The organism is Pseudomonas sp. SJZ080 (genome assembly GCF_007828295.1).
In the GTDB taxonomy this organism is placed as follows: Bacteria; Pseudomonadota; Gammaproteobacteria; order Pseudomonadales; family Pseudomonadaceae; genus Aquipseudomonas; species Aquipseudomonas migulae_A.
Window position 1 is genome coordinate 1 of record NZ_VIUK01000007.1, and the last position, 25,655, is coordinate 25,655.

General features: G+C 59.7%; 20 protein-coding genes. 8 read left to right on the top strand and 12 right to left on the bottom strand.

Going from position 1 to position 25,655, the window contains the following annotated elements; all coding sequences use genetic code 11:
- Positions 1-309: 309 nt before the first annotated feature.
- The 4 genes from FBY04_RS11700 to FBY04_RS11715 all read right to left on the bottom strand — a co-directional run bounded on the left by FBY04_RS11700 (position 310) and on the right by FBY04_RS11715 (position 6,613).
- Positions 310-1,746: an efflux transporter outer membrane subunit gene (locus FBY04_RS11700; protein ID WP_145315289.1), complete on the bottom strand. Its 1,437-nt coding sequence runs from the start codon at positions 1,744-1,746 to the stop codon at positions 310-312.
- Positions 1,743-4,937 (bottom strand): efflux RND transporter permease subunit, encoded by a 3,195-nt coding sequence (locus tag FBY04_RS11705; RefSeq protein WP_084323809.1) that lies wholly within the window; start codon positions 4,935-4,937, stop codon positions 1,743-1,745. Before FBY04_RS11705 ends, FBY04_RS11700 begins: the two co-directional genes overlap by 4 nt.
- 11 nt (positions 4,938-4,948) lie before the next feature.
- Positions 4,949-6,193, bottom strand: coding sequence for a multidrug efflux RND transporter periplasmic adaptor subunit MexE (gene mexE, locus FBY04_RS11710; RefSeq protein ID WP_084323810.1), 1,245 nt, complete (start codon positions 6,191-6,193; stop codon positions 4,949-4,951).
- Between the two features lie 141 nt (positions 6,194-6,334).
- Positions 6,335-6,613: a LysR family transcriptional regulator gene (locus FBY04_RS11715; RefSeq protein ID WP_084323811.1), complete on the bottom strand. Its 279-nt coding sequence runs from the start codon at positions 6,611-6,613 to the stop codon at positions 6,335-6,337.
- Between the two features lie 171 nt (positions 6,614-6,784).
- Here FBY04_RS11715 and FBY04_RS11720 point away from each other — a divergent pair, with 171 nt between their 5' ends.
- Complete coding sequence (locus tag FBY04_RS11720) at positions 6,785-7,411, top strand: TetR/AcrR family transcriptional regulator (RefSeq protein ID WP_145315290.1); 627 nt, start codon at positions 6,785-6,787, stop codon at positions 7,409-7,411.
- Here the strand turns inward: FBY04_RS11720 and FBY04_RS11725 are convergent.
- Positions 7,404-10,427 carry an FAD-binding and (Fe-S)-binding domain-containing protein gene (locus tag FBY04_RS11725; protein ID WP_145315291.1) on the bottom strand — a complete coding sequence of 1,008 codons (3,024 nt, stop codon included), beginning with the start codon at positions 10,425-10,427 and terminating at the stop codon, positions 7,404-7,406. The genes FBY04_RS11720 and FBY04_RS11725 overlap by 8 nt on opposite strands.
- Positions 10,428-10,586: 159 nt before the next feature.
- Here FBY04_RS11725 and FBY04_RS11730 point away from each other — a divergent pair, with 159 nt between their 5' ends.
- Positions 10,587-11,471 carry a LysR substrate-binding domain-containing protein gene (locus FBY04_RS11730; RefSeq protein ID WP_084323814.1) on the top strand — a complete coding sequence of 295 codons (885 nt, stop codon included), beginning with the start codon at positions 10,587-10,589 and terminating at the stop codon, positions 11,469-11,471.
- Between the two features lie 1,458 nt (positions 11,472-12,929).
- Positions 12,930-13,994, top strand: a complete 1,065-nt coding sequence (locus FBY04_RS11735; protein WP_145315292.1) for an alpha/beta fold hydrolase — start codon at positions 12,930-12,932, stop codon at positions 13,992-13,994.
- A gap of 75 nt (positions 13,995-14,069) precedes the next feature.
- Here FBY04_RS11735 and FBY04_RS11740 read toward each other — a convergent pair whose 3' ends face one another.
- From FBY04_RS11740 to FBY04_RS11760, 5 genes are all read right to left on the bottom strand, one after another.
- Positions 14,070-14,528, bottom strand: coding sequence for a metallophosphoesterase family protein (locus FBY04_RS11740; protein ID WP_145315293.1), 459 nt, complete (start codon positions 14,526-14,528; stop codon positions 14,070-14,072).
- Positions 14,529-14,679: 151 nt separating this feature from the next.
- Positions 14,680-15,825 (bottom strand): agmatine/peptidylarginine deiminase, encoded by a 1,146-nt coding sequence (locus FBY04_RS11745; RefSeq protein WP_145315294.1) that lies wholly within the window; start codon positions 15,823-15,825, stop codon positions 14,680-14,682.
- A gap of 23 nt (positions 15,826-15,848) precedes the next feature.
- Positions 15,849-16,946, bottom strand: a complete 1,098-nt coding sequence (locus tag FBY04_RS11750) for an extracellular solute-binding protein (protein WP_145315295.1) — start codon at positions 16,944-16,946, stop codon at positions 15,849-15,851.
- Between the two features lies 1 nt (position 16,947).
- Positions 16,948-17,856, bottom strand: a complete 909-nt coding sequence (gene aguB / locus FBY04_RS11755) for an N-carbamoylputrescine amidase (protein ID WP_145315296.1) — start codon at positions 17,854-17,856, stop codon at positions 16,948-16,950.
- Between the two features lie 4 nt (positions 17,857-17,860).
- Positions 17,861-18,913, bottom strand: coding sequence for an agmatine/peptidylarginine deiminase (locus tag FBY04_RS11760; protein ID WP_145315297.1), 1,053 nt, complete (start codon positions 18,911-18,913; stop codon positions 17,861-17,863).
- 133 nt (positions 18,914-19,046) lie between these two features.
- Between FBY04_RS11760 and FBY04_RS11765 the strand changes: the two genes are divergently transcribed.
- A complete protein-coding gene (locus FBY04_RS11765) occupies positions 19,047-19,919 on the top strand; it encodes a LysR substrate-binding domain-containing protein (protein ID WP_084322880.1) in 873 nt (290 codons plus the stop codon).
- Positions 19,920-20,058: 139 nt separating this feature from the next.
- Here the strand turns inward: FBY04_RS11765 and FBY04_RS11770 are convergent, their stop codons facing one another.
- Positions 20,059-20,439, bottom strand: coding sequence for a RidA family protein (locus FBY04_RS11770; RefSeq protein WP_084322879.1), 381 nt, complete (start codon positions 20,437-20,439; stop codon positions 20,059-20,061).
- 39 nt (positions 20,440-20,478) lie between these two features.
- Positions 20,479-21,465 carry a helix-turn-helix domain-containing GNAT family N-acetyltransferase gene (locus tag FBY04_RS11775; protein WP_145315298.1) on the bottom strand — a complete coding sequence of 329 codons (987 nt, stop codon included), beginning with the start codon at positions 21,463-21,465 and terminating at the stop codon, positions 20,479-20,481.
- 207 nt (positions 21,466-21,672) lie between these two features.
- On the opposite strand from FBY04_RS11775, the gene FBY04_RS11780 reads away from it, so the two are divergent.
- The 4 genes from FBY04_RS11780 (at position 21,673) to argE (ending at position 25,413) form a co-directional block, all read left to right on the top strand.
- Positions 21,673-22,983, top strand: a complete 1,311-nt coding sequence (locus FBY04_RS11780) for an NAD(P)/FAD-dependent oxidoreductase (RefSeq protein ID WP_145315299.1) — start codon at positions 21,673-21,675, stop codon at positions 22,981-22,983.
- Positions 22,984-23,007: 24 nt separating this feature from the next.
- Positions 23,008-23,424, top strand: a complete 417-nt coding sequence (locus FBY04_RS11785; protein ID WP_046027689.1) for a RidA family protein — start codon at positions 23,008-23,010, stop codon at positions 23,422-23,424.
- 163 nt (positions 23,425-23,587) lie between these two features.
- The gene (locus tag FBY04_RS11790) at positions 23,588-24,265 is read left to right on the top strand and encodes a DUF1028 domain-containing protein (RefSeq protein ID WP_145315300.1); all 678 of its coding nucleotides are present in this window, start codon (positions 23,588-23,590) and stop codon (positions 24,263-24,265) included.
- Positions 24,262-25,413 (top strand): acetylornithine deacetylase, encoded by a 1,152-nt coding sequence (argE, locus tag FBY04_RS11795; RefSeq protein ID WP_145315301.1) that lies wholly within the window; start codon positions 24,262-24,264, stop codon positions 25,411-25,413. Before FBY04_RS11790 ends, argE begins: the two co-directional genes overlap by 4 nt.
- Positions 25,414-25,655 lie beyond the last annotated feature (242 nt).

A 25,655-nucleotide genomic window follows, 5' to 3' on the forward strand; every position in this document is an offset into this window, starting at 1 on the left:
GATGCTGATAATCTTGTTGACTATCAGTCTGACTCCACAAGCACCCACACGAATTGCTTGATTCAGTTGTTAAAGAGCGGTTGGTTGAGCCTTTCGTCTCAACCGAGGCGCGCACTTTACAGCACGCTTCCTCTAGTTGCAACCCTTAAAAACTAATGATTTTGTTATCAAAATCAATCGCTTAGGCCAGAAGCAACATCAAGCTGCTCGCTAGCGGGAGGCGAATAGTACAGGATTAAAATACGCGGTCAACCCCCGCTTAAAAATTCTTTTCCCTATCGAAGGTATCCGCCAGGCCGATCCACACCGTCAGCGCTGGGCGATAGATTTCACGCCACCATCAGTTCGTTGGCCACCACTGCCCCACCCTCCCCCCAGCGCCTTATAGATAGCAACAATTCCCCGGTACTGATCAATTTCCCCCAGCGCCTGAGCATCCTCGGCGTTCAGCCGTTCACGCTGCGCATCCAGCAGTACCAGATAATCCACCGTGCCTTCCTTGTACTGGATAGCCGCCAGGTCTGCCGCCGCACGGCTCGACTCGCTTTGCTTGATCAACGACAGCAACCGCTGCTGGCGTTTGCCGTAATCACTGAAAGCGTTTTCCGATTCTTCCAGCGCCAGCAGCACTTGCTGTTCATAGGTGGCCAAGGCGCCTTCGGCATTGGCGTCGGCACCACGAATGCGCGCCCGTACACTGCCCAGGTCAAATGCCGCCCAGGTAATGCTCGGACCCACCCCCCAGGCCCTGGCCGCGCTGGCGCCAATCTGCGAACCACGGCCTGCAGTGAAACCGAGGAATCCACTCAGGCTCACTCTCGGAAACAGGTCGGCGGTGGCCACGCCAATATCAGCAGTAGCGGAAGCCAGCCTGCGCTCGGCGGCAAGCACATCGGGACGCCGGCGCAACAATTCGGCGGGATCACCGATCGGCAGCGCTTTGGCAATAGCGGGCAACTCGGCGGGGTTCAACGACACGCTCAATGTATCCGGGCGTTCACCCAAGAGCGTGGCGATGCGGTTTTTCTGCCGCACCTGCTCCGCTTGCAGTTGCGGAACAGTTGCCTCGACAGCCGCCAAACGTGCGTCGGCACGCACCACATCGAGTTCGCTGCCCACGCCCGCGTCGCGCAGGCTGACCGTCACGGTGCGCGAGTCCTGTTGATTCTTCAGGTTCGCCAGGGCGATTTTTTCCCGCAGCTGCGCGCCGCGCAATTGGCCGTAGGCATCCACCAGCTCGGCAATCATCGTCACGCGAAGCTGATACAGGTCTGCCGCTGCAGCATCTTCCTGGGCGTCGCTGGATTCCAGTTGGCGCTGGATCCGGCCGAAGAGATCGACTTCCCACGCCATGTCCAGGCCCAGATCGTAACGCTCGATATTGACTCGGCTGTCGGTCTGGCCCGGCACTTGCGACTTGCCATGCTGACTGCTGACGCGGCTGGTGACGACCGGCAGATTGTCGTTACTGATGTCGTCACGAATCGCCCGGGCCGCTTTCCAGCGAGCAAACGCGACGCGCAAGTCGCGGTTGCCTTCCAGGGACTTGCTTACCAACTGGTTCAGCGTGGGGTCATCGAACTGCTGCCACCACACCGTTTCAAAACGCGATTGATCGTAGTGTCCGGCTTGCGCCGACACGATGTTGGCAGGCGCGGTGTCGGGCGCTTTGTAGTCGGGGCCCACCGTGCAGGCGGCGAGCGCGACGACCAGAAGGCTGGGTAAAAAAAGCTTCAAGGTATTCATGAATGCGCCTCCTGATTGAGTGCGTTTGCCTGATGAGCCTTGGTGGCATTGCGCGCGTTTTTGCGCTCGATGTAGCGACGGATCAGAACGAAGAACACTGGCGTAAGCAGCAATCCGAAGAAGGTCACACCGAGCATTCCGGAGAACACCGCGACACCCATTGCACGACGCATTTCCGAGCCGGCACCAGTGGATGTCACCAATGGAATCACGCCCATGATGAAGGCGAAGGACGTCATCAGAATCGGCCGTAGACGCAGGCGGCAGGCTTCCAGCACTGCATCCAGCGGCGACAGGCCCTGGTCCTGTTTGTCCTTGGCGAATTCGACGATCAGGATCGCGTTCTTGCAAGCCAGGCCGACCAGCACGATCAGGCCAATCTGGGTGAAGATGTTGTTGTCACCCTTGGAAATGATCACCCCGGCAATCGCCGACAGCAGGGTCATCGGCACGATCAGAATCACCGCCAATGGCAGGCTCCAGCTCTCATACAACGCAGCCAGCACCAGGAACGCCAACAGCACGCAGAGCGGGAACACCAGCAGAGCCGTGTTGCCGGACAAGATCTGCTGGTAGGTCAGGTCGGTCCATTCGTAGGTCATGCCGTTAGGCAATTCTGCCTTCAGCAGTTTTTCGATGGCGGCCTGTGCCTGGCCGGAGCTGTAGCCGGGGGCTGCACTGCCGTTGATTTCTGCGGTGAGGAAACCGTTGTAGTGCGAAACCCGGTCAGGGCCCGATGTCGGGCTGACCTTGACGAACGTGGCCAACGGAATCATCTCGCCGCGATCATTGCGCACCTTCAACTGACCGATCTGTTCAGGCTCCTGGCGGAACTGTTGCTCGGCCTGCACGTTGACCTGATAGGTCCGGCCGAAACGGTTGAAGTCGTTCGCGTACAGCGAGCCCAGGTACACCTGCAAGGTGTCGAAGATATCGTTGATCTTCACGCCGTGAGTCTTGGCTTTTTCCCGGTCAATGGCGGCTTCGACCTGCGGCACGTTGACGGTGTAACTGGTGAACAGGTTGGCCAGTTCCGGAACGCTACGGCTCTTGGTGATGACGTTCATCGTCTCTTTATACAGCTCGTCATACCCCAGGTTGCCGCGGTCCTCGATCTGCAGACGGAAGCCGCCGATGGTGCCCAGGCCTTGCACCGGCGGTGGCGGGAATACAGCGATGTAAGCATCCTGAATGCCACCGAACTTGGCATTGAGCGAGGCGGAAATCGCGCGGGCTGACAGGCTCGGGTCTTTACGCTCATCGAAAGAACTCAAGCCGATGAACGCAATGCCGGCGTTCGGGCTGTTGGTGAAACCATTGATCGACAGCCCGGGGAATGCCACGGCGCTGTCGAAGCCCGGCTCGTTCATGGCGATGGTGCTCATGCGGCGAATCACCGATTCCGTGCGATCAAGGCTCGCGGCATCCGGCAGTTGCGCGAAGGTCACCAGGTACTTTTTATCCTGAGTCGGTACGAAGCCGGTCGGCGTAGTGCTGAAACCCATGTAGGTCATGGCGATCAGTCCGGCATATACCAGCAAGGCCACGCTGCTGCCGCGAATGATTTTGGCCACGCCAATCACATAACCATGGCTGGCCTTTTCGAAGACCCGGTTGAACGGCTTGAACAGCCAACCGCCAAACATGCGATCCAGCACTTTGGAGAAACGGTCTTTCGGGGAGCCATGGGCCTTGAGCAACACGGCCGCCAATGCCGGCGACAAGGTCAGCGAGTTGAACGCCGAGATCACCGTGGAGATGGCAATGGTCAACGCGAACTGTTTATAGAACTGTCCTGTCAGCCCGGAGATGAACGCCGCTGGCACGAACACCGCACACAACACCAGCGCCGTGGCGATGATCGGCCCGGTCACTTCGCCCATGGCTTTTTGGGTGGCCTCCTTCGGGTCGAGGCCCAACTCAATGTTTCGCTCGACGTTCTCCACCACCACAATCGCATCGTCGACCACGATGCCGATGGCCAGCACCAGACCGAACAGCGACAAGGCATTCAGCGAGAAGCCAAACAAATGCATCACCGCAAACGTACCGATCAGCGACACCGGCACCGCCACCAACGGAATGATCGAGGCACGCCAGGTTTGCAGGAACAGGATCACCACTAGCACTACCAGGACCAGCGCTTCGAACAGCGTATGGACCACCGCTTCAATCGAACTGCGGACGAAAATGGTGGGGTCATAGACGATCTCGTAGTCCATGCCTTCCGGGAAATTCTGCTTGAGCCTGGCCATCGTCTCCCGTACCTGGTCGGAGACGTCGATCGCATTGGAACCGGGGCGCTGGAAGATCGGCATCGCTACCGCTTCCTGGTTGTTGAGCAGGGCGCGCAATGCGTATTGGTTGGAACCCAGTTCAATCCGTGCGATGTCTTTGAGGCGAGTGATCTCGCCGTTCGCACCGCTGCGGACGATCACGTTTTCAAACTCTTCTTCGCTGACCAGCCGCCCCTGGGAGTTGATCGACATCTGAAAGCTCGTGGCATTGGGCGCCGGGGGCGAACCCAGTTGCCCGGCCGCGACTTGACGGTTCTGTTCACGCACCGCGTTGACGACGTCTGTCGCGGTCAGGTTGCGTGAAGCGGTCTTGTTCGGATCGAGCCAGATACGCAGCGAGTAGTCGCCGATACCGAACATCTTTACGTCACCGATACCGTTCAGGCGCGTCAGCTCATCCTTGACGTTGAGGATTGCGTAGTTGGACAGGTACAGCATGTCGTAGCGCTTGTCCGGCGAGGTCAGATGCACAACCATCGTCAGTTCGGGTGACGCCTTGTCGACGGTAATACCGATGCGCGTCACTTCTTCGGGCAGTTTTGGCTCGGTGCGGGTCACACGGTTCTGGACTTGAACCTGGGCATTGTCCAGATCGGTGCCCAAGGCGAACGTCACGGTGAGGGTTAGCCGGCCGTCAGCCGTGGATTGCGAGGACATGTACAGCATGTTCTCGACGCCGGTGATGGCTTGCTCCAAAGGAGCCGCCACGGTTTCGCCGATGACTTTCGGGTTGGCGCCCGGATAGTTGGCGTGGACCACGACGGTCGGTGGAACCACCTCGGGGTATTCGCTGATCGGCAACTGGAACAGCGAGATGGCGCCAGCGATCAGAATCAGCAGCGACAGCACCGCCGCGAAGATCGGGCGCGTGATAAAGAACTGGGAGAACTTCATGTCGATGCTCCTTATCCGCGAGGCGCAGCGGCAGCTTCCGCTTTCACCAGAGCGGGTGATTTAGCGGAGGTCGTCTGATTGGAGGCATCGATCGCCTGACGCTGGCGGGCCAGTGTGGCGACTGTTTCCGGGCTGGCCATCGGCGCATCCTGAGGGTCGATGACTGCGCCGGGCCGCACACGCTGCAGGCCATTGATGACGATGCGATCTTCTTTTTTCAGACCGCTGCGCACGATGCGCAAGCCTTCAAGCTTCGGCCCCAGATCGACGCTGCGATAGACCGCTTTGTTGTCCTGATCGACCACCAGCACGAATTTCTTGCCGAGGTCGGTGCCCACCGCTTCATCTTTGATCAGCAGGCCGGGATAAGCGGCGCTGCCCACCAGTTTCAACCGGGCATACAGACCGGGGGTGTACTGACCGTCAGCATTGTCGAACACTGCGCGGCCACGGATGGTGCCGGTTTTCGGATTGACCTGGTTGTCGACAAAGTTCATCTGCCCGAGGTGGCTGTTGCCCTCCTCGTTCGACAAGCCCATGTACACCGGGGTGGCTTGACCGCGCTGGCCCTGACGGGAAAGCAGGCTGTACTTGAGGAACATGCGTTCATCGGCATCAAAGTAGGCGTAGACCTTGTCGGTGGAGACCACGCTGGTCAGCGCTGTGGTGTCGGCGGTCACGATGTTGCCAGCGGTGATTTCCGCACGGCTGACACGGCCGCTGATCGGTGCGGTGACGCGGGTGAAGCTGAGGTTCAAACGCGCCAGATCCAGCTGCGCCTGAATGGCATCGACGCCAGCCCTGGCTTCTTGCGCGGTGGTGGTGCGGGTGTCGGCCAGCTCGGCGGAGATCGCGTTACTGCTCAACAACCGCTGGCCGCGCTGCGCTTCGTTACCGGTACGAACCAGCGTGGCGCGAGCCTGTTGCAGCTGCGCCTCGATGCGATGCACTTCATGTTCGAACGGACGTGGATCAATCTGGAACAGCAAGTCGCCCTTCTTCACCAATGCCCCATCGGTAAAGGCAACGCGTTCGATCTGTCCCGAAACCCGTGGACGAACCTCTACGGTTTCCGGTGCTTCCAGGCGAGCGGTGACTTCATCCCATTCGGTAATGGGCTGCTCAAGCACCTTGGCGACGGTGACGTGCGGCGCCCCCGGAGCCTGCGCGGCACTGGGCGTGCGTTCACAGGCGGCAAGTGCCACCAGCGCCAACGCGGCAAGGGGATAACGCAAAGGTTTGAGTGACTGTTCCATGGGGTATGTCCGCCAGACGATTTATGAATTTTCCGGATTCTCGGCCTCGCGCGAGGTCACGACGAATCGAATGAAATGAAGTTGGCTATCATCAATAATGATAGGCATCATGTTTAAGGGCAAAAAAAGGGATCGGCCCGGTCAAACCTTGGTATTGGTGATCGCAGTACGAACGCAATCCAGCGCCGGCCCCAGCGTCTGCGCCGCACTCAATGCCCGTGCGGTGGGCACCATCCGGCGACCGATGCGCTCGAACAAAGGGTCGTTGAACAGCTTTCTCAGTCGCACCAGTGCCGCGCTGACAGCGGGCTGGCCCAGCGATAACTGCTCAGCAGCGCGAGTGAGGTTGCGTTCCTGGATGAGCGCTTCGAATACCACCAGCAAATTCAGATCGATACTGCGCAGATCATTACGTTTCATGGGTCAGGTCCACGTAGGGATTTTTGACTTGAGCCGCCGGCCCGGGATCGCCAGACTGGCGTCGATGCCGACAAAGCCATTGCAGCGACTTTATATGACGCGCATCATCAATACCAGCCTCTCAGCGAAGCTTTGCGTAAGCGAAACCAAACGGGCTACAGGAGCAGTCTCATGAAAGTCACGAAAGACCAGGCCGCCGCGAACAAAGAGGCAATCCTCACGGCTGCGTCGCGTATGTACCGGGAAAAGGGAATCGATGGCATCGGTATTGGTGAACTGTCGCGTTCCGTCGGCCTGACCCACGGCGGTTTTTACGGACAGTTTCCGGGCGGCAAGGAACAGCTGGCATCGGAGGCTGTAACCCGGACGTTCGAGTCCAATATTCAGGATTGGCAAGACGCCAAATCGATTCCCGAACTCATCAGGCGTTACCTGACGCAAGGGCATCTGAACAACTGGACCGACGGCTGCCCCATTCCGGCATTGGCCGCCGATGTTGCCCGCACCGGCGGCGCTGTCAGCAGTTCCTTCACCAAAGGCATCGAGCAATTGATCGACTTGCTGATGGAGTTGGTCGAGGGCGAAACCCATGACGAGAAGCACCAGGAATCGCTGCGCATACTGTCGTCGATAGCGGGGGCGATGCTGATTGCCAGGGCGCTGGACAACCCTGAGTTGTCCAGGCAGTTCCTGCAGTCGGTCATCGATGCATGGCCTGCTGCCTCTAAAACAGAAGAGCAGGCAAGCGTTTCAGCCAGCATTGACCGTCCAAAGGACGACTCAATCCCTCTCACTTGACGCGCGAATGCTCCAACACCACTTCCAACGGATGACGAAGTTGTCTGCTGGCCAAGCGTTTGACCTGACTGCGACACGAGTAACCCGTCGCCAGCGCTTCACCCATCTTGTCCAGTTTGCCGGCCCATGACTGCTCGAAAATGGTCCGCGAAGTGTCCTGGTTTCGTGCTTCATGGCCGTAGGTGCCGGACATCCCGCAACAGCCAGTCGCCTCCGTCACCAGCTTGAGTCCAAGCCGGGCAAACACGGCTTCCCATTGCGAAGTACTGGCCGGGACGTTGGTCTTCTCGGTGCAGTGCGCCAGCAAACGGAATGTCTGCGTAGCGGGAAGAGGGTTTTCAGGCAGCACATCGAAGAGCCATTCCTGGGGCAGCAAAACCTTCGGGCAGGCATTGAGCCCCGGCACTTTCTGGTACTCCTGGCGGTAGACCAGCGTCATCGCCGGGTCCAGCCCCACCAGCGGCACTTCGCAGTCAGCCAGCGCCTTGAGCTGACTGGCGTTACGGATCGCCGCCCTGGCGAATGCGCCGAGGAAGCCCTGGACATGCAAAGGCTTGCCGTTGGCACTGTAAGGCGCCAAAAACACCCGATAACCCAACTGGTGCGCCAACTCGATAAAGCTCGCCAGCAATGGGGTTTCGAAGTAACGGGTGAAGGCATCCTGCACCAGCACCACGCTACGCTGACGTTGCTCGACGGTCAGTGCGCGCAGGGCCGGCACGCTGGCGGCAACGACGTTGCAGCGAGTCAGGGTGGCCTGAAAGTCGTAGCGGTTGATCAACGGACTGTCGAGCATGCCGACGTGTCGTTCAAGCAAGCGGCTCATCCATTTCGCGCCCATCACCGCGTTGTACAGGCCCGGCGCGTAAGCCATATAAGGAATGGTGAACTCCAGCGAACCGATCAGATAGTCACGAAGCGGACGTTGATAGCGACCGTGATACAGCTCCAGAAAACGCGATCTGAATTCCGGTACATTGACCTTGACCGGACATTGCCCCGCACAGGATTTGCAGGCCAGACAACCCGCCATCGCCTCGTACACCTCGTGGGAGAAATCCGCCTCGCCCCGCGAACGCGCCAGGTTGTTGCGCAACCGCGTCGGCAACCCGCCAAGCCAAGACAACGTGCCCCGGACCGCTTCCAGTACATCGATATTCGCCGCACCTTGCAGGCGCAACCACTCGCGAATCAGTGACGCCCTGCCCTTCGGCGAATGCTGGCGTTCACGGGTGGCTTTCCACGACGGGCACATCGCATCGTTGGGGTCGTAGTTGTAGCAGGCGCCGTTACCGTTGCAGTGCACAGCGCTGCCGAAACTTTGCCAGACACGCTCATCGATTTGCCGATCCAGATCACCGCGCAACGTGACTTCGTTGACTTTGAGCAAGCCCTGGACGGCATTCGGTGGCGTGCAGATTTTGCCGGGGTTGAGCTGATTGTGCGGGTCGAACGCGCCCTTGAGCGATTGCAGCGCCGGGTACAGTTCGCCAAAAAATTCGGGGACATATTCCGAACGCAAACCCTTGCCGTGCTCGCCCCACAGCAACCCCCCATAACGCTGGGTCAGCTTGGCCACGGCATCGGAAATCGGTTTGACCAGCGCGGCCTGGGCCGGGTCTTTCATGTCCAGCGCCGGGCGCACATGCAACACGCCGGCATCGACGTGACCGAACATGCCGTAGGCCAGGCCGTAACTGTCGAGCAATGCACGAAACTCTGTGATGTAGTCGGCCAGTTTCTCCGGTGGCACGGCAGTGTCTTCAACAAAAGGCTGTGGCCGAACCTCGCCTTCGACGTTGCCCAGCAACCCGACGGAGCGTTTACGCATGGCGTACACGCGGGTTACCGCCTCGGCCCCTTCGGCCAGCGTATGGCCCAGGCGCTCGATCGTCGTGTCGGCCTGCAGATGCTCGACGAACGACGCCACGCGAGCGTTCACGTCCGACAGGTCTTCCCCGCTGAACTCCACCAGATTGATACCCAGCGTCGGGCGATCGGCGTCTGCCGGGAAATACTCGGCGACGCTGTGCCAGACGATGTCTTTCATCGCCAGCATCAACACTTTGGAATCCACGGTTTCGATGGACAACGGCTTGTGCGCCAGCAACGCATTGGCGTCGCGCAGCGCATCCATGAAGCTGCTGTAGCGCACGTTCACCAGCACCGAATACTTGGGAATCGGCAGCACGTTGAGCTTGGCCTCGACGATATAGCCCAACGAACCTTCCGCACCGCACAGCACGCTATTGAGGTTGAAACGCCCCTGCTCGTCTCGCAGGTGCGCCAGGTCGTAACCGGTCAGGCAGCGATTGAGTTTGGGGAACACCGACTCGATGAGGTCGGTCTGGGTTTCCTGTATCTGCCGCGCGGTGCGGTACACCTCGCCGATGCGGCCGGGCTGTGCGCATGCTGCCTCCAACTCAGAGTCGGACAGTGGATGGCTGTGCAGACGCTCACCACCGAGCAGCACGCTGTGCAGTTCCAGCACATGATCGCGGGTCTTGCCGTAGGTGCAACTGCCCTGGCCGCTGGCATCCGTGTTGATCATGCCGCCGACGGTGGCACGGTTGGACGTCGACAACTCCGGTGCGAAGAACAGCCCATGAGGCTTGAGCGCGGCATTGAGCTGGTCCTTGACCACGCCCGCCTGCACCCGCACCCAACGCTCGGCGACGTTGATTTCCAGAATCGTGTTCATGTGCCGCGACAGGTCGACCACGATGCCGTCGGTCAATGACTGGCCGTTGGTGCCGGTACCGCCACCGCGCGGGGTCAGCTTGATCTGGCGAAAGCGCGGTTCGGCCATCAATGCAGCGATGCGCACGATGTCGTCGGCGTCCATCGGGAACACCGCCGCTTGCGGCAGGCGCTGGTAAATCGAGTTGTCGGTCGCCAGCACGGTGCGGGTGGCGTAGTCGGCACTGAGCTGACCGCGGAAACCGCTGGCACGCAGGGCTTGAAGAAATCCCGGGTACTGTGCCGCGAGTGCAACGGTGGGCAACTGGGCGATCATTGCAGGCTGTTCTCTTGTCGGTCTAATCACGAAAAAAATCAAAATACTTGTCGCCTGGGCATTAATCGGTCAGCCTCAGGTCGTCGGCTGCATCAATGATCCCGTAGGTTCTGGCGCCGGACAAACGGATAATCCTGCCGCTATCGATGACTTTTACGAATGAATTACCGCCATCTCACCCCCTCCATGTCGTTGCTGCTGGCCTTTGAAGCCGCGGCTCGGCATGAAAGCTACACCCGTGCCGCGATGGAGCTCTCACTGACCCAAAGCGCCGTCAGCCGACAAGTCCAGGCGCTGGAGCAGCAACTGGGCCTGACGCTGTTTCGCCGCGAAGGCCGGCAGGTTCAGTTGACCGATGTCGGTCGTCTTTATCAGCGGGAAATGAGTGAAGCGCTCGGACGCATCCGCAGCGCCACGTTGCAGGCGATGGCTTATCAATCGGGCAGCGGCACCTTGCGCCTGGCCACACTGCCAACGTTCGGTTCGAAGTGGTTATTGCCGCGTCTTCACGATTTCTACAAAACCCATCCCGGCATGCTGGTGCACATCAACTCCCGGATCGACGCCATCGACTTCGAAACCAGCGGCATCGATGCTGCGATCGTCGTCGGCAATTCCGACCTGCCGGGCCTGATCAGCCATCGTCTGCACACTGAAGAACTGATGGTGATCATGTCTCCACAAGCGGCCGAGGCCCATGACAGCTGGACCCCGGAGCGCATTGGCGGACAGACGCTGCTCAACGTCGCGAACAATGCCAACGTCTGGGGCGAGTGGTTCAGCCACCATGGCCTGCCCCATCGAATGATGCGCCTGGGACCGAGCTTCGAACTCACCTCGCACTTGATCCAGGCCGTCAGGGCCGGCATCGGCATCGGTCTGGTACCGCGCATCCTGGTGACCGACGAGTTGGCCAACGCCGAGCTGATCAGCCTCGGCCTGCCCTTCGCCAGTCAACGCAGTTACTACCTGACCTACCCGCCGCGCAACGAAAGGCTGCCATCGCTGATCGCCTTCCGTAGCTGGTTGCTGGAACAAATCTGACCGATGCCGCTGATCTGATTCTGTGGAAGCGAGCCTGCTCGCGAAGAACGTCTGGACGATGCGGGCAATCGGGTGCCCCGCGTTATCGTTGACGACCATCGCAAGCACGCTCAGCGCCGACAGGGGGCTGATTATCGTCCGAGGAACGCGTAGCCAAGCCCACGACCTTGGCGTCATCGCCGTCGTCGCCCAGGGACGAAACGCCGAACGGCAGAATTCGCTCTCTCGCTGGGCCGAGCACATTACTCCACAGGGTTTCAAATACCTCCGGCAGACTGCACTTTAACTCTCCAGACGTACGCCCCCCCTGTAGGAGCCGGCTTGCTGGCGATCGCGTCCGTTCAGACGATTATCTTGTCGACTGACCCACCGCGATTGCCAGCAAGCCGGCTCCTACAGGTGATTTGTGTAGTGCCTGAGTGCCGGATGAAATTCAACTAACCAGAGAATTCCTTGGACATACGCTCGATAGGCCAACGTCGATCCGAGAGTCGAGACCGGCAATGTAGCGAGGGAAGCAGCCTTTATCGTCCTGCAGTACGACAAAACTCTCCAGACGTACGCCCCCTGTAGGAGCCGGCTTGCTGGCGATCGCGTCCGTTCAGACGATCATCTTGTCGACTGACCCACCGCGATCGCCAGCAAGCCGGCTCCTACAGATGATTTGTGTAGCGCCTGAGTACCGGATGAAATTCAACTAACCAGAGAATTCCTTGGACATACGCTCGATAGATTCACGGCCAACGTCGATCCGAGAGTCGATACCGGCAATTTAGCGAGGGAAGCAGCCTTTATCGTCCTGCAGTACGACAAAACTCCCCAGACGTACGCCCCCCTGTAGGAGCCGGCTTGATGGCGATGACGTCCGTTCAGACGATCATCTTGTCGACTGACCCACCGCGATCGCCAGCAAGCCGGCTCCTACAGGTGATTTGTGTAGTGCCTGAGTGCCGGATGAAATTCAATTAACCAGAGAATTCCTTGGGCATACGCTCGATAGATTCCCGGCCAACGTCGATGCGAGAGTCGAGACCGGCAATGTAGCGAGGGAAGCAGCCTTTATCGTCCTGCAGTACGACAAAACTCCCCAGACGTACGCCCCCCTGTAGGAGCCGGCTTGCTGGCGATGACGTCCGTTCAGACGATCATCTTGTCGACTGACCCACCGCGATCGCCAGCAAGCCGGCTCCTACAGATGATTTGTGTAGTGCCTGAGTACCGGATGGAAATGAACGTAACTGTGATGGCGGAATTTTGCTGTCGTCACCGTTGCGGAAGGATGTCGTTCCTGCGCCCCGCTATGTATCACTGTGTATCTGTCTATCCTCTTGATACATGAGTTTTCACCCGACCTGCGATTCGACACAGCCCAGACACGTCACCGCGTTCAAATGCACCCAAGGTTTCAAGGGGATCAGCCAGAACCCCTGGCCAACGGCTTGCAACGGAGACATCACTATGAAGATGGCACTGCAGAACAAAAACGGTAAAAACCACCGCCGTCTGGTCGGCGCATCGGTCCTCGCATTCGCCCTGTTTGGCGCGATCGGTGCAGCCAACGCCCAATCGACTACCGCTGCACAGCCAGCCGCAATCAAGGCCGATGCCACTTACACAACACCGTCCCCGTTCGGTCCGCTGAAGCACGTCAAGGCCGGACTGCTGAACGTGGCGTACGCCGAAACCGGCCCGGCCGATGGGCCGGTGGTGATTCTACTGCACGGCTGGCCGTACGACATTCACAGTTATGACGAGGTCGCACCGCTGCTGGCCGCGAAGGGCTATCGAGTGCTGATGCCGTATGCGCGTGGTTATGGCGATACGCATTTTCTGTCAGAGAAAACCGTGCGCAATGGTCAACCGGCAGCCCTGGCCAGCGACGTCATCGACTTCATGGATGCGCTGAAGATCAAACAAGCCGTGCTCGGCGGCTATGACTGGGGCGCGCGTTCAGCCGACATCGTCTCGGCGTTGTGGCCAGAACGGGTCAAGGCACTGGTCTCGGTCAGCGGCTATCTGATCGGCAACCAGGCGGCCGGCAAGAACCCGCTGCCACCCAAGGCTGAATTGCAGTGGTGGTATCAGTTCTACTTCGCCACCGACCGCGGTCGCGCCGGGTACGAGAAAAACACCCACGACTTCGCCAAGTTGATCTGGCAACTGGCTTCGCCGAAATGGGCGTTCGATGACGCCACGTTCGACCGCAGCGCCAAGGCGTTGGAAAACCCGGACCATGTCGAGATCACCGTGTTCAACTACCGCTGGCGTCTGGGCATGGTTAAGGGCGAGCCTCAATACGAAGCGCTGGAGCAGAAACTGGCCACGGCGCCGTCGATCAGCGTGCCGACCATCACGATGGAAGGCGATGCCAACGGCGCGCCGCACCCTAACCCCGAGGACTACGCCAAGCGCTTTACCGGCAAATACGAGTTCCGGTTGATCAACGGCGGCATCGGTCACAACTTGCCGCAGGAAGATCCGAAGGCGTTCGCCAAAGCGGTGATTGATGCGGATCATCTTTGAGGTTGATCTGACCTTTCTCCGCCAGGAATCTTCACAACGACGGCTCGTTTAACGAGCCGTTTCTTTTTGTGAAAATCACTCCAGCAACGAGACCAGACGCGGCTCAATTGAAGCCTCAAGCACCTCCAGCAACGCCAGCGTCACCGGCAGTTTGAAGCGCCTGCGCCCCGCACTGCCGGGATTGAGGTAAAGCCGTTCACCACGCCATTCGATGAGTGGCTTGTGCGAATGGCCGGTGACCACCAGCTTGATGGCCGCATCAAGCACGACCGGGACATCGGCGATGTCATGCACCAGCAACGTCTCCAACCCGTTGAGATCGAAACGCAAATTGTCTGCGAGATGTTCGGCCCAAGGGGCGTCCAGGTCGTTGTTCCCGCGTACGACATACAGTGGGGCGATCAACGCCAGCTGATCAAGAATATCGACGTTGCCGATGTCGCCCGCGTGAATGATCCGCTCACATCCCTGCAAAGCAGCAACGGCTTCCGGGCGGAGCAGGCCATGGGTATCGGAGATCACGCCTACTTTCATGCAAGGCTCCAGACGATTGTCGAGACTCAAAACACCGTGCTCGCGCAGTCAGTTCTTCCAGCAGCCAGAGAAGCGTTCGCAGACGGCATAACGCCTGTCCAGATCCGCCATGCGCGCCAACTGACTGCTCATACTTTGTGCCCGAACCTGTTTACTGATCGAGAAGTAGTACTGAAGCATACGGCTGGTGACTGGTCACACAATGTATACCGCCCCCCCCAGCGGATATGGCGTCGATGTTCAGCTGTACCACCTCTCGATCCGGATAGAGTTCGGACAACAGATCGAAAGCTTTGGCATCTGCCGTCTCGTCACCAAACTCCGGCGCTATGACCGCGCCGTTGATCACGAAGTAGTTGATGTAGCCCGCCGCAAAGTCCGGGTTGTTGCGATTGAATTGGCTTTTTCGCGGATTCAGCGGTGGCGACACGGTATGGACCTGCAGCTTTCGACCATCGGCATCCGTGGCATTTTTCAAAATATCCAGATGGGCACGGGTGACCTTGTAATCGTATGACTCGGGGTCGTTGTCGAGGTTGGCGATCACCACGCCGGGCTTGACGAAACGGGCGTAGAAATCGACATGGGCATCGGCGATGTCTTTGCCTTTGATGCCCGGCAGCCAGATGATCTTGCGCAGGCCGAGACGGTCCTTCAGTTCTTGTTCGACTTCAGTTTTGCTCCAGTCAGGGTTGCGATTGCGGTTGATCCAGCTGCTCTCGGTCATGATCCCGGTGCCGTGACCGTCCACTTCGATACCGCCGCCCTCGCCCACCAGTTCGCTGCGCAGATAGCGGGCATCCGTCGTGTCGGCGACCTGAGCCGCCAGGCGAGCATCGTTGTCATGCTGTTGTTTATCGCCCCAGCCGTTGAAATTGAAATCCACGGCACCGAGCCTGCCTTGCCCGTCGATGACGAAATTGGCGCCGGTATCGCGCATCCAGATATCGTCGAGCCCGGTGGTGACGTAGGCGATATTGGAAGTACCGCAATGTTGTTCCGCCAGACTCCGCTCTTGCGGACGGCAGAAAACAGTGACCGGCTCATAGCGGGCGATGCTCCGCGCGATCCGACCAAGCGCCGCTTGCACGTCAGCCGTGAAGTCTTCCCAGATGGCCTCTTGTGCACCAAAGGCAATGAAGGCCCGCTCGTGTCGGTCGCCCTCCTCCGGCATGCGCCAACGGCCCTGCGTCGCCGCGTGCACTGGCAGGGGCATCAGGCCCAATCCGGAGGACGCTGCCGCGCCCACACTCACCAGTACCGATACCTGTCTGATGAAATCGCGACGCGTCGACATGCAGTGATCCTTTGAAAATTGACTCATTTCGCCGTAGCCGTCTTGAACTTGGTCCAGGTGCGCATCCGCGCGCGCATTTCGGACTGGGGAATGTCCTTGCCCGGAATCAGCCGCGCATAAGTGGCTTCATCTAGATAAATGTCCGGGTTGTTGCGCATCGTCGCATCGACGCCCGGACGTGCCTTGGCATTGGAAGTCGGGTAGCCGGTGAAGTTACTGATGGCCGCCATGTTCTCCGCACGCATGACGAAGTTGATGAACGCGTAGGCGTATTCAGGATGTTTGGCGTCGACCGGTATGGCCATGGTGTCCATCCACACCGTGGTGCCTTCACGGGGAATGCGGTACTCGAATTTCGTGTGCTTGCCGGCACTGTCTGACGTCCTTTGCGCCTGGGTCATGTCGCCGCTGTAGCCGAGCGACACGCACAGGTTGCCATTCACCAGATCGGTCACCGGTTGCGACTGGAACTTGCGGATGTGTGGCCGCAGCTTCATCAGCAGCTCACTCGCCGCCGCGAGGTCTTCGGGTTTGGCGCTACGCGGTTCCCGGCCCAGATAATTGAGCACGACGGCAAGCACTTCATCCGGTGAGTCGATCATCGAGATACCGCAATCGGCAAATTTGCCGACCAGCTCCGGTTTGAACAACATATCGAGGCTGTTGACCGGTGCATTCGGCAATCGCTGTTTGATCTGCTCATCATTGTAGGTCAGGCCGATGGTGCCCCACGTGTAAGGCACGGTAGCCTGACTCGACGTTTCATACTGGCGGCGCAGCTTCTGCAAACCGGGTTCGATGTCATCCAGCGCCGTGAGTTTGGTGCGATCCAGTGGCATCAGGCTGCCGGCGCGCATCAAGCGCTCCGCCACCGTATCGCCGGGGAAGATCAAGTCATATCCGCTGCCGCCGGCGAGCATCTTGGCTTCCAGTGTTTCGCTGCCATCCATGACGTCGTAGATCACCTTGATCCCGGTTTCAGCGGTGAATCGGCTCAGGGTGTCTTCGGCAAAATAATCGGCCCAGTTGTACAGCCTGAGGGTTTTCTCTTCGGCGTGCAGCGACGACGAGACAAGTGCCAGGCCCAAGGCGCCGAGTAATAGCGTGTGCGGAATACGCATATCAAACTCCTTGAGTGTTCCAGCGTGCATGAAGGTGACGACCGTCCTGACTCAACAGCGCGCCGTACATGTCCGGGCGGCGGTCGCGGTAGATGCCCCAGCTCAGGCGTTCTTCGCGCATGGCGGCCAGGTCGAGGCTGTGCACCAGCACGCCGGTGCTGTCACGGTCGGCCTCGGCGAGCAATTTGCCCTTGTGGTTGCAGATGAAGGACGAGCCGTAGAAGCTCATTTGCAAGGTCGGGTCGGTGGTTGCCATTTCTCGGCCGACGCGATTGGCTGCTACCACTGGCAGGATGTTCGCCGCCGCATGACCGCGCATGGTCATCTGCCAGTGATCGCGTGAATCCAGTGCTGAGCAGCCAGGTTCAGAGCCGATCGCGGTGGGAAACAGCAAGACTTCGGCGCCCATCAACGCCAGGCAGCGCGCGGTCTCGGGGAACCACTGATCCCAGCAAATCCCCACACCGATGCGCCCGAACGCGGTGTCCCAGACCCTGAAGCCGGTATCGCCGGGGCTAAAGTATTCCTTCTCCTGATAGCCGATGGCGTTGGGGATGTGGGTCTTGCGGTACACCCCCAGCAGGCGCCCGTCGGCATCCGCCACGCTCAAGGAATTGAAGTATGCATTGCCGGCCTTCTCGAACCAGCTCAGCGGCAGCACCACGCCCAACTCCTTGGCCAATGCGGCAAAGCGTTTGAGTACGCGGCTGTAGCGGTATTCTTCAGCCAGTGCCAGATGCTTATGGCTTTGCTCGATGCAGAAATACAGCGTGGCGAAGAGCTCCTGCAACAGGATGACCTGAGCGCCCTTCGCAGCCGCCTCACGAACCAGCTGCTCGGCAAGATCGAGGTTATGGGGCAAGTCCCAGGTGCAGGGCATTTGGGTGGTAGCGATCGTCATCAGGGTCATGGCATCACCCCTTCACTGGCCAGGCGGGCTGCTGCTGGGTGATGCAATGCACCCCGCCGCCGCCATGGGCCAGGTGATTGATCCGCACCGGCAACACTTCGCGCCCCGGGAATGCCTTGGCCAATACCTCGGCCGCTGCGTTATCGGCATCGATGCCATAGGCCGGCATGATGATTGCGCCGTTGGCAATGTAGAAATTGGTGTAGGAAGCGCAGAACACTTCGGCTTCGGTGTCCACCGCATCAGTGGCTTCATAGAGTTCGATCAGCTCGAACTTGCGTCCTTGGGCATCGCTGGCCAGTTCCAGCGCGCGGCGATTCTCGCGGGCCACTTCGGCATACACCGACTGCTTGTCATGGGTGGCATCCACCAGCAACACGCCGGGGCGTGCGAACGCGCAAACGCCATCGACATGGCCGTCCGTCATGTCGCCGGTCACATAGTCCGGATCGCCCGGCAGCCAGATGGTTTTCTTCACGCCCAGCAGACGCGTGAAGATCTCCTCCATTTCAGCCTTGTTCATTCCGGGATTGCGGTTGGGATTGAGCAACACCGACTCGGTGGTGATCAGCGTGCCCTCGCCGTCCACATGAATTGCGCCGCCTTCGTTGCTCAACGGTGTGCCAAAGCACGGCAAGCCAAGGTGATTCAGTGCCCGCCGCGCCAGGCCTTCATCCAGATCGTGCGCCGACTTGCCGCCCCACGCGTTGAAGCGCCAGCTCACCCCGGCCAGGCCTTGTTGCGGGTGGCAGACGAAGCTTGGGCCGGAGTCACGGCACCAACTGTCGTTCACCGCCAATTCGATCAGCTCGATGCCGGGTCCGCACAGCGCCTGGGCACTCGCCACCGCCGACGGATCGACCACCATTTTCACCGGTTCGAAACGGGCGATGGCGTTGGCCACCCCGGCAAAATCGTTCTGCACTTGCGCCAGGGTAACGCGCCAACCCGACTCCCAGAGTGCCTGGTTGTGCGGCCAGACCATCCAGGTCGCGGCGTGTTTTACCCATTCTGCCGGCATCCACCAGCCATTGTTTTGATGTGCGTGCTGCTGCATGTTAAAAGCCCTTAGTTAAGTCATTGTGTTCAATGAAAACTGCCTTGGCGGTCTTGGCATGCATGCTACGGCCGTAAAAACGGGCGAACAAACGATGGATTTTGCAGAAAAGTGATTAGAGGAACTTATCAATATGCTCAAGCACTGGCCGCCGCTCAGCACCCTTCGCGGCTTCGAAGCAGCCGCTCGGCTGGGCAGTTTTCACAAGGCCGCCGACGAGTTGCACCTGACTCAGTCGGCCATCAGCCAGCAGATTCGAACCCTTGAGGCGTACCTTGAGCAGCCGCTGTTTTTCCGCAGTGGGCGCAGTGTCAGCCTGACCGATGCCGGTCACGATTTGCTCAGCACCACTCAGGCGCTATTGCAGCAACTGGCGGTCGGCATTCGCCGTCTGGGGCAATACCAGAAACCCAACCAACTGGTGCTCAACACCACGCCGACGTTTGCCCGCCATTGGTTGTTGCCACGCCTCGGAGATTTTCGTCGGCAACATCCGGAAGTCGATTTGTGGATTTTCAGCACCGACGAAGTCCCGGACATGACCACCCAGACCATCGACCTCGCGGTACGCGATGACATCAGCTCCCAGGCCGAATGCAGCTTCAAGGTCCTGCACGCAGACCGCCTCTATCCGGCCTGTCACCCGGATGTGTTGGCGGTGCCCATCGAACAGCGCACCACCCTTCACGGCGAGCGCGAAATGGACTGGAGTCATTGGGCCGTGGAGGCTGGTATCGACGTGGGGCAGAAGGATCAGGGGTTGAATTTTTCCGATCCTGGCTTGCTGCTGGATGCGGCGTGCGCGGGGCTGGGGATTGCGTTGGTCAGTCAGTTACTGAGTCGGCAGGCGCGCGCCGATGGACTGTTGCAACCGTTGGTAGAGGAAACCATTCGCGGGCCGAACTGGGCGTTGTTGACGCATCGGGACAGCGAGAACAATCCGTTGGCGCGGAGTTTTGTCGAGTGGTTGCTGGACAACCTGGCACCCGCCAGCGAGACGATGTAACGAACAGTTTTCCAAAAAGCGCCATCGTTGCAGGAGCCGGCTTGCTGGCGATCGCATCACCGCGGTGTTCCTGAAAAACCGAGGCTTACTCAATCGCCAGCAAGCCGGCTCCTACAGGTCGTGTATCACGCTCGCGAACTCAGCCCTTGGCCGCCATTGCGGTGACTTCCACACGCATGCCTTCAACCGCCAGCGAAGCCACGCCAACCGCAGCGCGAACCGGCCACGGTTTGGCGAAGAAACGCGTGTAAACCTCATTGAACGCGGCGCGGTCGGCCATGTCGGTGAGGTAGATGGTCAGGTGCATGACGCGGTCCATGGAACTGCCGGCGCGCTCCAGCGCAACCTTCAATGCCTGCAACGTGCACTCGCTCTGCAGAGTGATGTCACCCAGTTCCAGGCTGCCATCGGCGCGGGTAGGGATCTGCGTGGAGACCAGGATACCGTTGAAGCCGGCAACGTCGGAGGAGATGGAATCCGCGTCGGGATCGGGAGTAAAGGTGATGTCTTGGTTGGCCATGGGGTTCTCTTGTTTGAGGGAATAAAAAGTGTGGGCAGTTTACAGCGTCATATGGTGACTTGCGCCTTCTGACAGAGCATCGGGCCTGCGGCGGGTGAATTGCTGTTCGGTGACGACGCGGCCCCACTGACTCCCTTGCTCCTCTTGCGTCAGCACAAATCCAGCCGATTCATAGAGTCGACGCGCGGCGTCCAGGCCCTTGAACGTCGAAAGCTCGATGGCCTCGAAGCCGAACCGATCGCAGAACTCGACCGCCTCGCGCAACAACTGGCGGCCAACCCCGCCACCACGACAACCATCGTCAAGGATGAACCAGCGCAGGTGGGCCTGGTTGTTGCCCAGATCTTGCCCATCGATGGCGATCGAGCCGACGATGCGATCATTCACTGTCGCCACCCAGAGGTTGTTGCATGGCTGATCCAGACGCCCCACGAACTCGGCAACGCCGCTGGCGACCATGCTCTCAAAAAACTGCCCGAATCCGGAATTCCTGGCGTAGAAGGCGGCATGCATTTCCGTCACGCGCCCAACCACTCCAGGGCGGTAACCGGCGCTGATTTCGACCGAGGTGTGCGGCGTTTGGCCTTCGCCTGTACGACGCGCAGTCAAGGCATGGGCATACGCAGAAAGCCCCTGGGCGACCGCCTGTTGTTGCGAGGGATTCAAGTAGTCCAACGCCGTTTTGACTTGCGTTTGACTGTAGGCATGGATCGCAGCAACCGTGCGCCGGCCCTGCTTCGTCAGTTGCAGTCGCTTGACGCGACCATCGGTGCCGGCACTTTCCAACAACTCTCCGGCCTTGATGAGCCTGGCCACCATGCGGCTGACACTGGACTTGTCCAGGTCGAGCAACTGCACGAGCTGAGCGGCAGTCAGGGCCACTCGTGCCTCGATTTCCAACAGTGTGTGTACAGCGGAAGGTGAATAGTCGGTGGCCGCCAATGTGGCACGCATAAAGCCCAACTCACGAACCATTGTGCGCGAGGCAGAGCGGATTTCTTCAACCAGAGCGGGATGAGCAGTCACTTCAGGCCTCCCCTGAAAATAGTTGCACTATACAACCATATCCTGGCGCAGGGGTTCAACAGGCGCTGAGTCAAACGCTCTGCCTCAGTTATTTATACTCAAATGCCAGCTTAATAATATTTTACCGATACCAGGGTCATCCCTAGTCTTGAGCCCAAGAAATGGCAGGCCGCTCGCGACCTGACTCCAACGTCGAAGGGTATTGAGATGACCACTGAAAAAATAAAAACAGATACGCTGATTGTTGGCGCCGGTCAGGCTGGCGTGGCCATGAGTGAACACCTGAGCAAACTGGGCGTGCCGCACCTGGTGCTGGAACGTAACCGTATTGCCGAGCGCTGGCGCACCGGGCGTTGGGATTCGCTGGTGGCGAATGGCCCGGCGTGGCACGACCGCTTTCCGGGCCTTGATTTTGACGACCTCAGCCCCGACGCGTTTGCGCCCAAAGAACGTGTCGCCGATTACTTCGAAGCCTATGCGAAGAAATTCAACGCGCCGATCCGCACCGGTGTGGAGGTGCTGAAGGTCGAACGCAACGTCGGTCGCGCGGGATTCACCATTGAAACCTCTGAAGGCGTGATCGAAGCCAACCGCGTGGTCGCCGCCACCGGGCCGTTCCAGCGTCCGGTCATCCCGCCGATTGCACCGCAAGATCAGCCGTTCCTGCAGATTCACTCCGCCGATTACCGCAACCCGCAGCAATTGCCGGAAGGCGCTGTTCTGGTCGTCGGTGCCGGCTCGTCGGGCGTGCAGATCGCCGATGAATTGCAGCGTGCCGGCAAGCAGGTTTATCTCTCCGTCGGCGCCCACGACCGCCCTCCTCGCGCCTATCGCAACCGGGATTTCTGCTGGTGGCTGGGTGTGCTCGGCGAATGGGACCAGGCGGCGATGAAGCCGGGCCGGGAACACGTCACCATCGCGGTAAGTGGCGCGCATGGCGGCCGCACCGTGGACTTCCGTGGCCTCGCTCATCGCGGAATGACGCTGGTCGGCCTGACTCAATCATTCAATGGCGGTGTGGCGACGTTCCAACCGAACCTGGCCGAGAACCTGGCGCGTGGTGATGAGAATTATCTGGCGTTGCTCAACGCTGCCGACGCTTACATCGAACGCAATGGCCTCGATCTGCCGGAAGAACCTGAAGCGCGCATTACCTTCCCCGACCCTGAATGCGTAACCCACCCGATTCTTGAACTCGACCTGGCCAAGGCCGGCGTGACCTCGATCATCTGGGCCACCGGTTTTGCCACGGATTACAGCTGGCTCAACGTTGACGCCTTCGACGACAAGGGCAAACCGCAACATCAACGCGGCGTGTCCAGTGAACCGGGTGTGTATTTCCTCGGGCTGCCCTGGCAGTCGCGTCGCGGGTCTTCGTTTATCTGGGGCGTTTGGCACGACGCCAAGTATGTGGCTGATCACATCGCCATTCAGCGTTCCTATCTCGACTACCACGAGGCGGCGCAACGCGAGGCCGAAAAAGCCCCGGCCGCCCACAAAACAACGGTCAATGCCTAAGCCTTTTTCTGTCAGGAGCTTTAAATGTCCACGCCAACCCACACCCGTATTCGCATGTTCAACACCAAGGAAACCTACCCGAACCAGAGCCTGGACAACGACCTGTGCCAAGCCGTCCGCGCGGGCAACACGGTTTATGTTCGCGGCCAGGTCGGGACTGATTTCGAAGGCAATCTGGTGGGTCTCGGTGACCCGAGAGCCCAGGCCGAGCAGGCCATGCGCAACGTCAAGCAGTTGCTGGAAGAAGCTGGCAGCGACCTGAGCCACATCGTGAAAACCACGACTTACCTGATCGATCCGCGGTATCGCGAGCCGGTTTATCAGGAAGTGGGCAAGTGGTTGAAAGGCGTGTTTCCGATTTCGACCGGGTTGGTGGTGTCGGCGTTAGGGCAGCCGCAGTGGTTGATGGAGATTGATGTGATTGCGGTGATTCCCGAATAAACCGGTAGACCGCGTCGCGGCCATCGCAGGCAAGCCAGCTCCCACAGGTCAGTCGTCGTGTACACATTTTTGGGCCACTGAAGATCCCTGTGGGAGCGGGTTTGCCCGCGAAGGCGTCAGATCTGACAACCACTTTGCCAAGGCAAACCAAGGAGCAAAAAACATGACCTTCTCCATCGCCGCCCGTTGCCCCGAAACCGGTCAGTTCGGCATTGCGATCAGTTCCTCCAGCATCGCCGTCGGCGCCCGCTGCCCCTGGCTGCTGCCGGGTGTCGGTGCCGTCTCCACACAGAACATCACCCTCCCGTCCCTAGGACCGGACGTCCTCGCCCTCCTGGAGCAAGGCCTCGCCCCAGCCGAAGCGCTGGACAAAGTGCTCACGCGCAACGGCTACAGCCAATACCGGCAGATCACTGCGATTGACCACCTCTGCCAGACCGCCCATTTCAGCGGCGCGCAAACCCTGGGCAACCACAACGCCGTGTCCGGCGAACAATGCGTCGCCGCCGGCAACATGCTTGCGGACCGCTCGGTGATTGAAGCCATGGTTGAAGCCTTCGAGCACGGCGAAGGACAACTGGCCGACCGCTTGCTGGCCGCGATGAAAGCCGCCATCGCTGCCGGTGGCGAAGCCGGGCCGGTGCATTCGGCGGCGATGGTGGTAGTCGGCGAACTGACCTGGCCGATCATCAACCTGCGGGTCGACTGGGCGGACAAAGACCCCATCGGCCAGTTGGAAAAACTGTGGGACGCCTATCGCCCACAAGTCCAGGACTACATCGACCGCGCCCTCGCCCCGGACAAATCCCCCGGCTACGGTGTCGCCGGAGACGACCGATGAGCACCAGCCGCGATTTGCTGAAGACGCTGGTTGCATTCGACACCACAAGCCGCGAATCAAACCTGCACCTCATCGACTTTGTCCGCGACTACCTCGCGAGCTTTGACGTGCCGTGTGAGCGGGTCTACAACGAGCAACGCAGCAAGGCCAATCTGTTCGCCACCATCGGCCCGGCGCAGTTGCCGGGCATCGTACTCTCGGGACATACCGATGTGGTGCCCGTCGACGGCCAGCCGTGGACCGTTGCACCGTTCGATCTCACTGAGCGCGATGGCAAGTTGTACGGTCGTGGAACGGCGGACATGAAGGGCTACATTGCCTGTGTGCTTGCCCTCGTTCCATCCTTGGTGAACGCCTCGTTGCGGCTGCCCGTGCATATCGCGCTCTCCTATGATGAAGAAGTCGGTTGCCTCGGCGTGCGTTCGTTGCTGGCGGAGCTGGAGCAACGGCCAGTCAAGCCGATGCTGTGCATCATCGGCGAGCCGACCGAGCTGAAACCGGTGCTCGGTCACAAAGGCAAACTGGCGATGCGCTGCGATATTCAGGGTCACGCGTGCCATTCGGCGTATGCGCCGCTTGGGGTCAATGCCATTGAATACGCCGCCGAACTGATCGGTGAGCTGGGACGGATCGGCGACAGGCTCAAAGCACCCGAGCATCAAGACGCGCGTTTTGATCCGCCTTTCAGCACCGTACAAACCGGCGTGATTGACGGCGGCAAGGCCTTGAACATCGTCCCTGCCGATTGCCGCTTCGACTTCGAGATCCGTACCCTTCCCTCCCACGATCCAGGCGACGTCGCCCAGGAACTGAAAACCTATGCCGAGCAGCAAGTGCTGCCGCGAATGCGTGCGGTGAGTGAACAGAGCGCGATTCGCTTCAGTGAACTCTCGGCATATCCCGGATTGGCGACGGATGCCCACAGCGAAGCGGCTGAGTTGATCGCCGCATTCTGCGGTTCCCGAGAGTTCGGCACAGTGGCCTTCGGCACCGAGGGCGGCCTTTTCGATGCCGTCGGAATTCCCACCGTCGTGTGCGGCCCCGGCAGTATGGATCAGGGCCACAAACCGGATGAATTCGTCAGCCTCGAACAACTGAATGGCTGTGACGCCATGCTGCAACGGATGCTGCTAACGATCAGCGAATAACAAAGATTTTGAACACCCCGAAAACCCTGCGGAAGCGGGCTTGCTCGCGAAGGCAGAGTGTCAGTCGACAATGATGTTGCCTGACACTCTGCCTTCGCGAGCAAGCCCGCTCCCACAGGGTTTTCGGCTGCCCGGCGACCTACATTTTTTAACGTCTATACCAACAATCTTTGTAATTTATCTATCCCCATCCACCGCACATCATCAACTCCAACAAGAAAAGCGTCGCCCCCGCGCGGCGC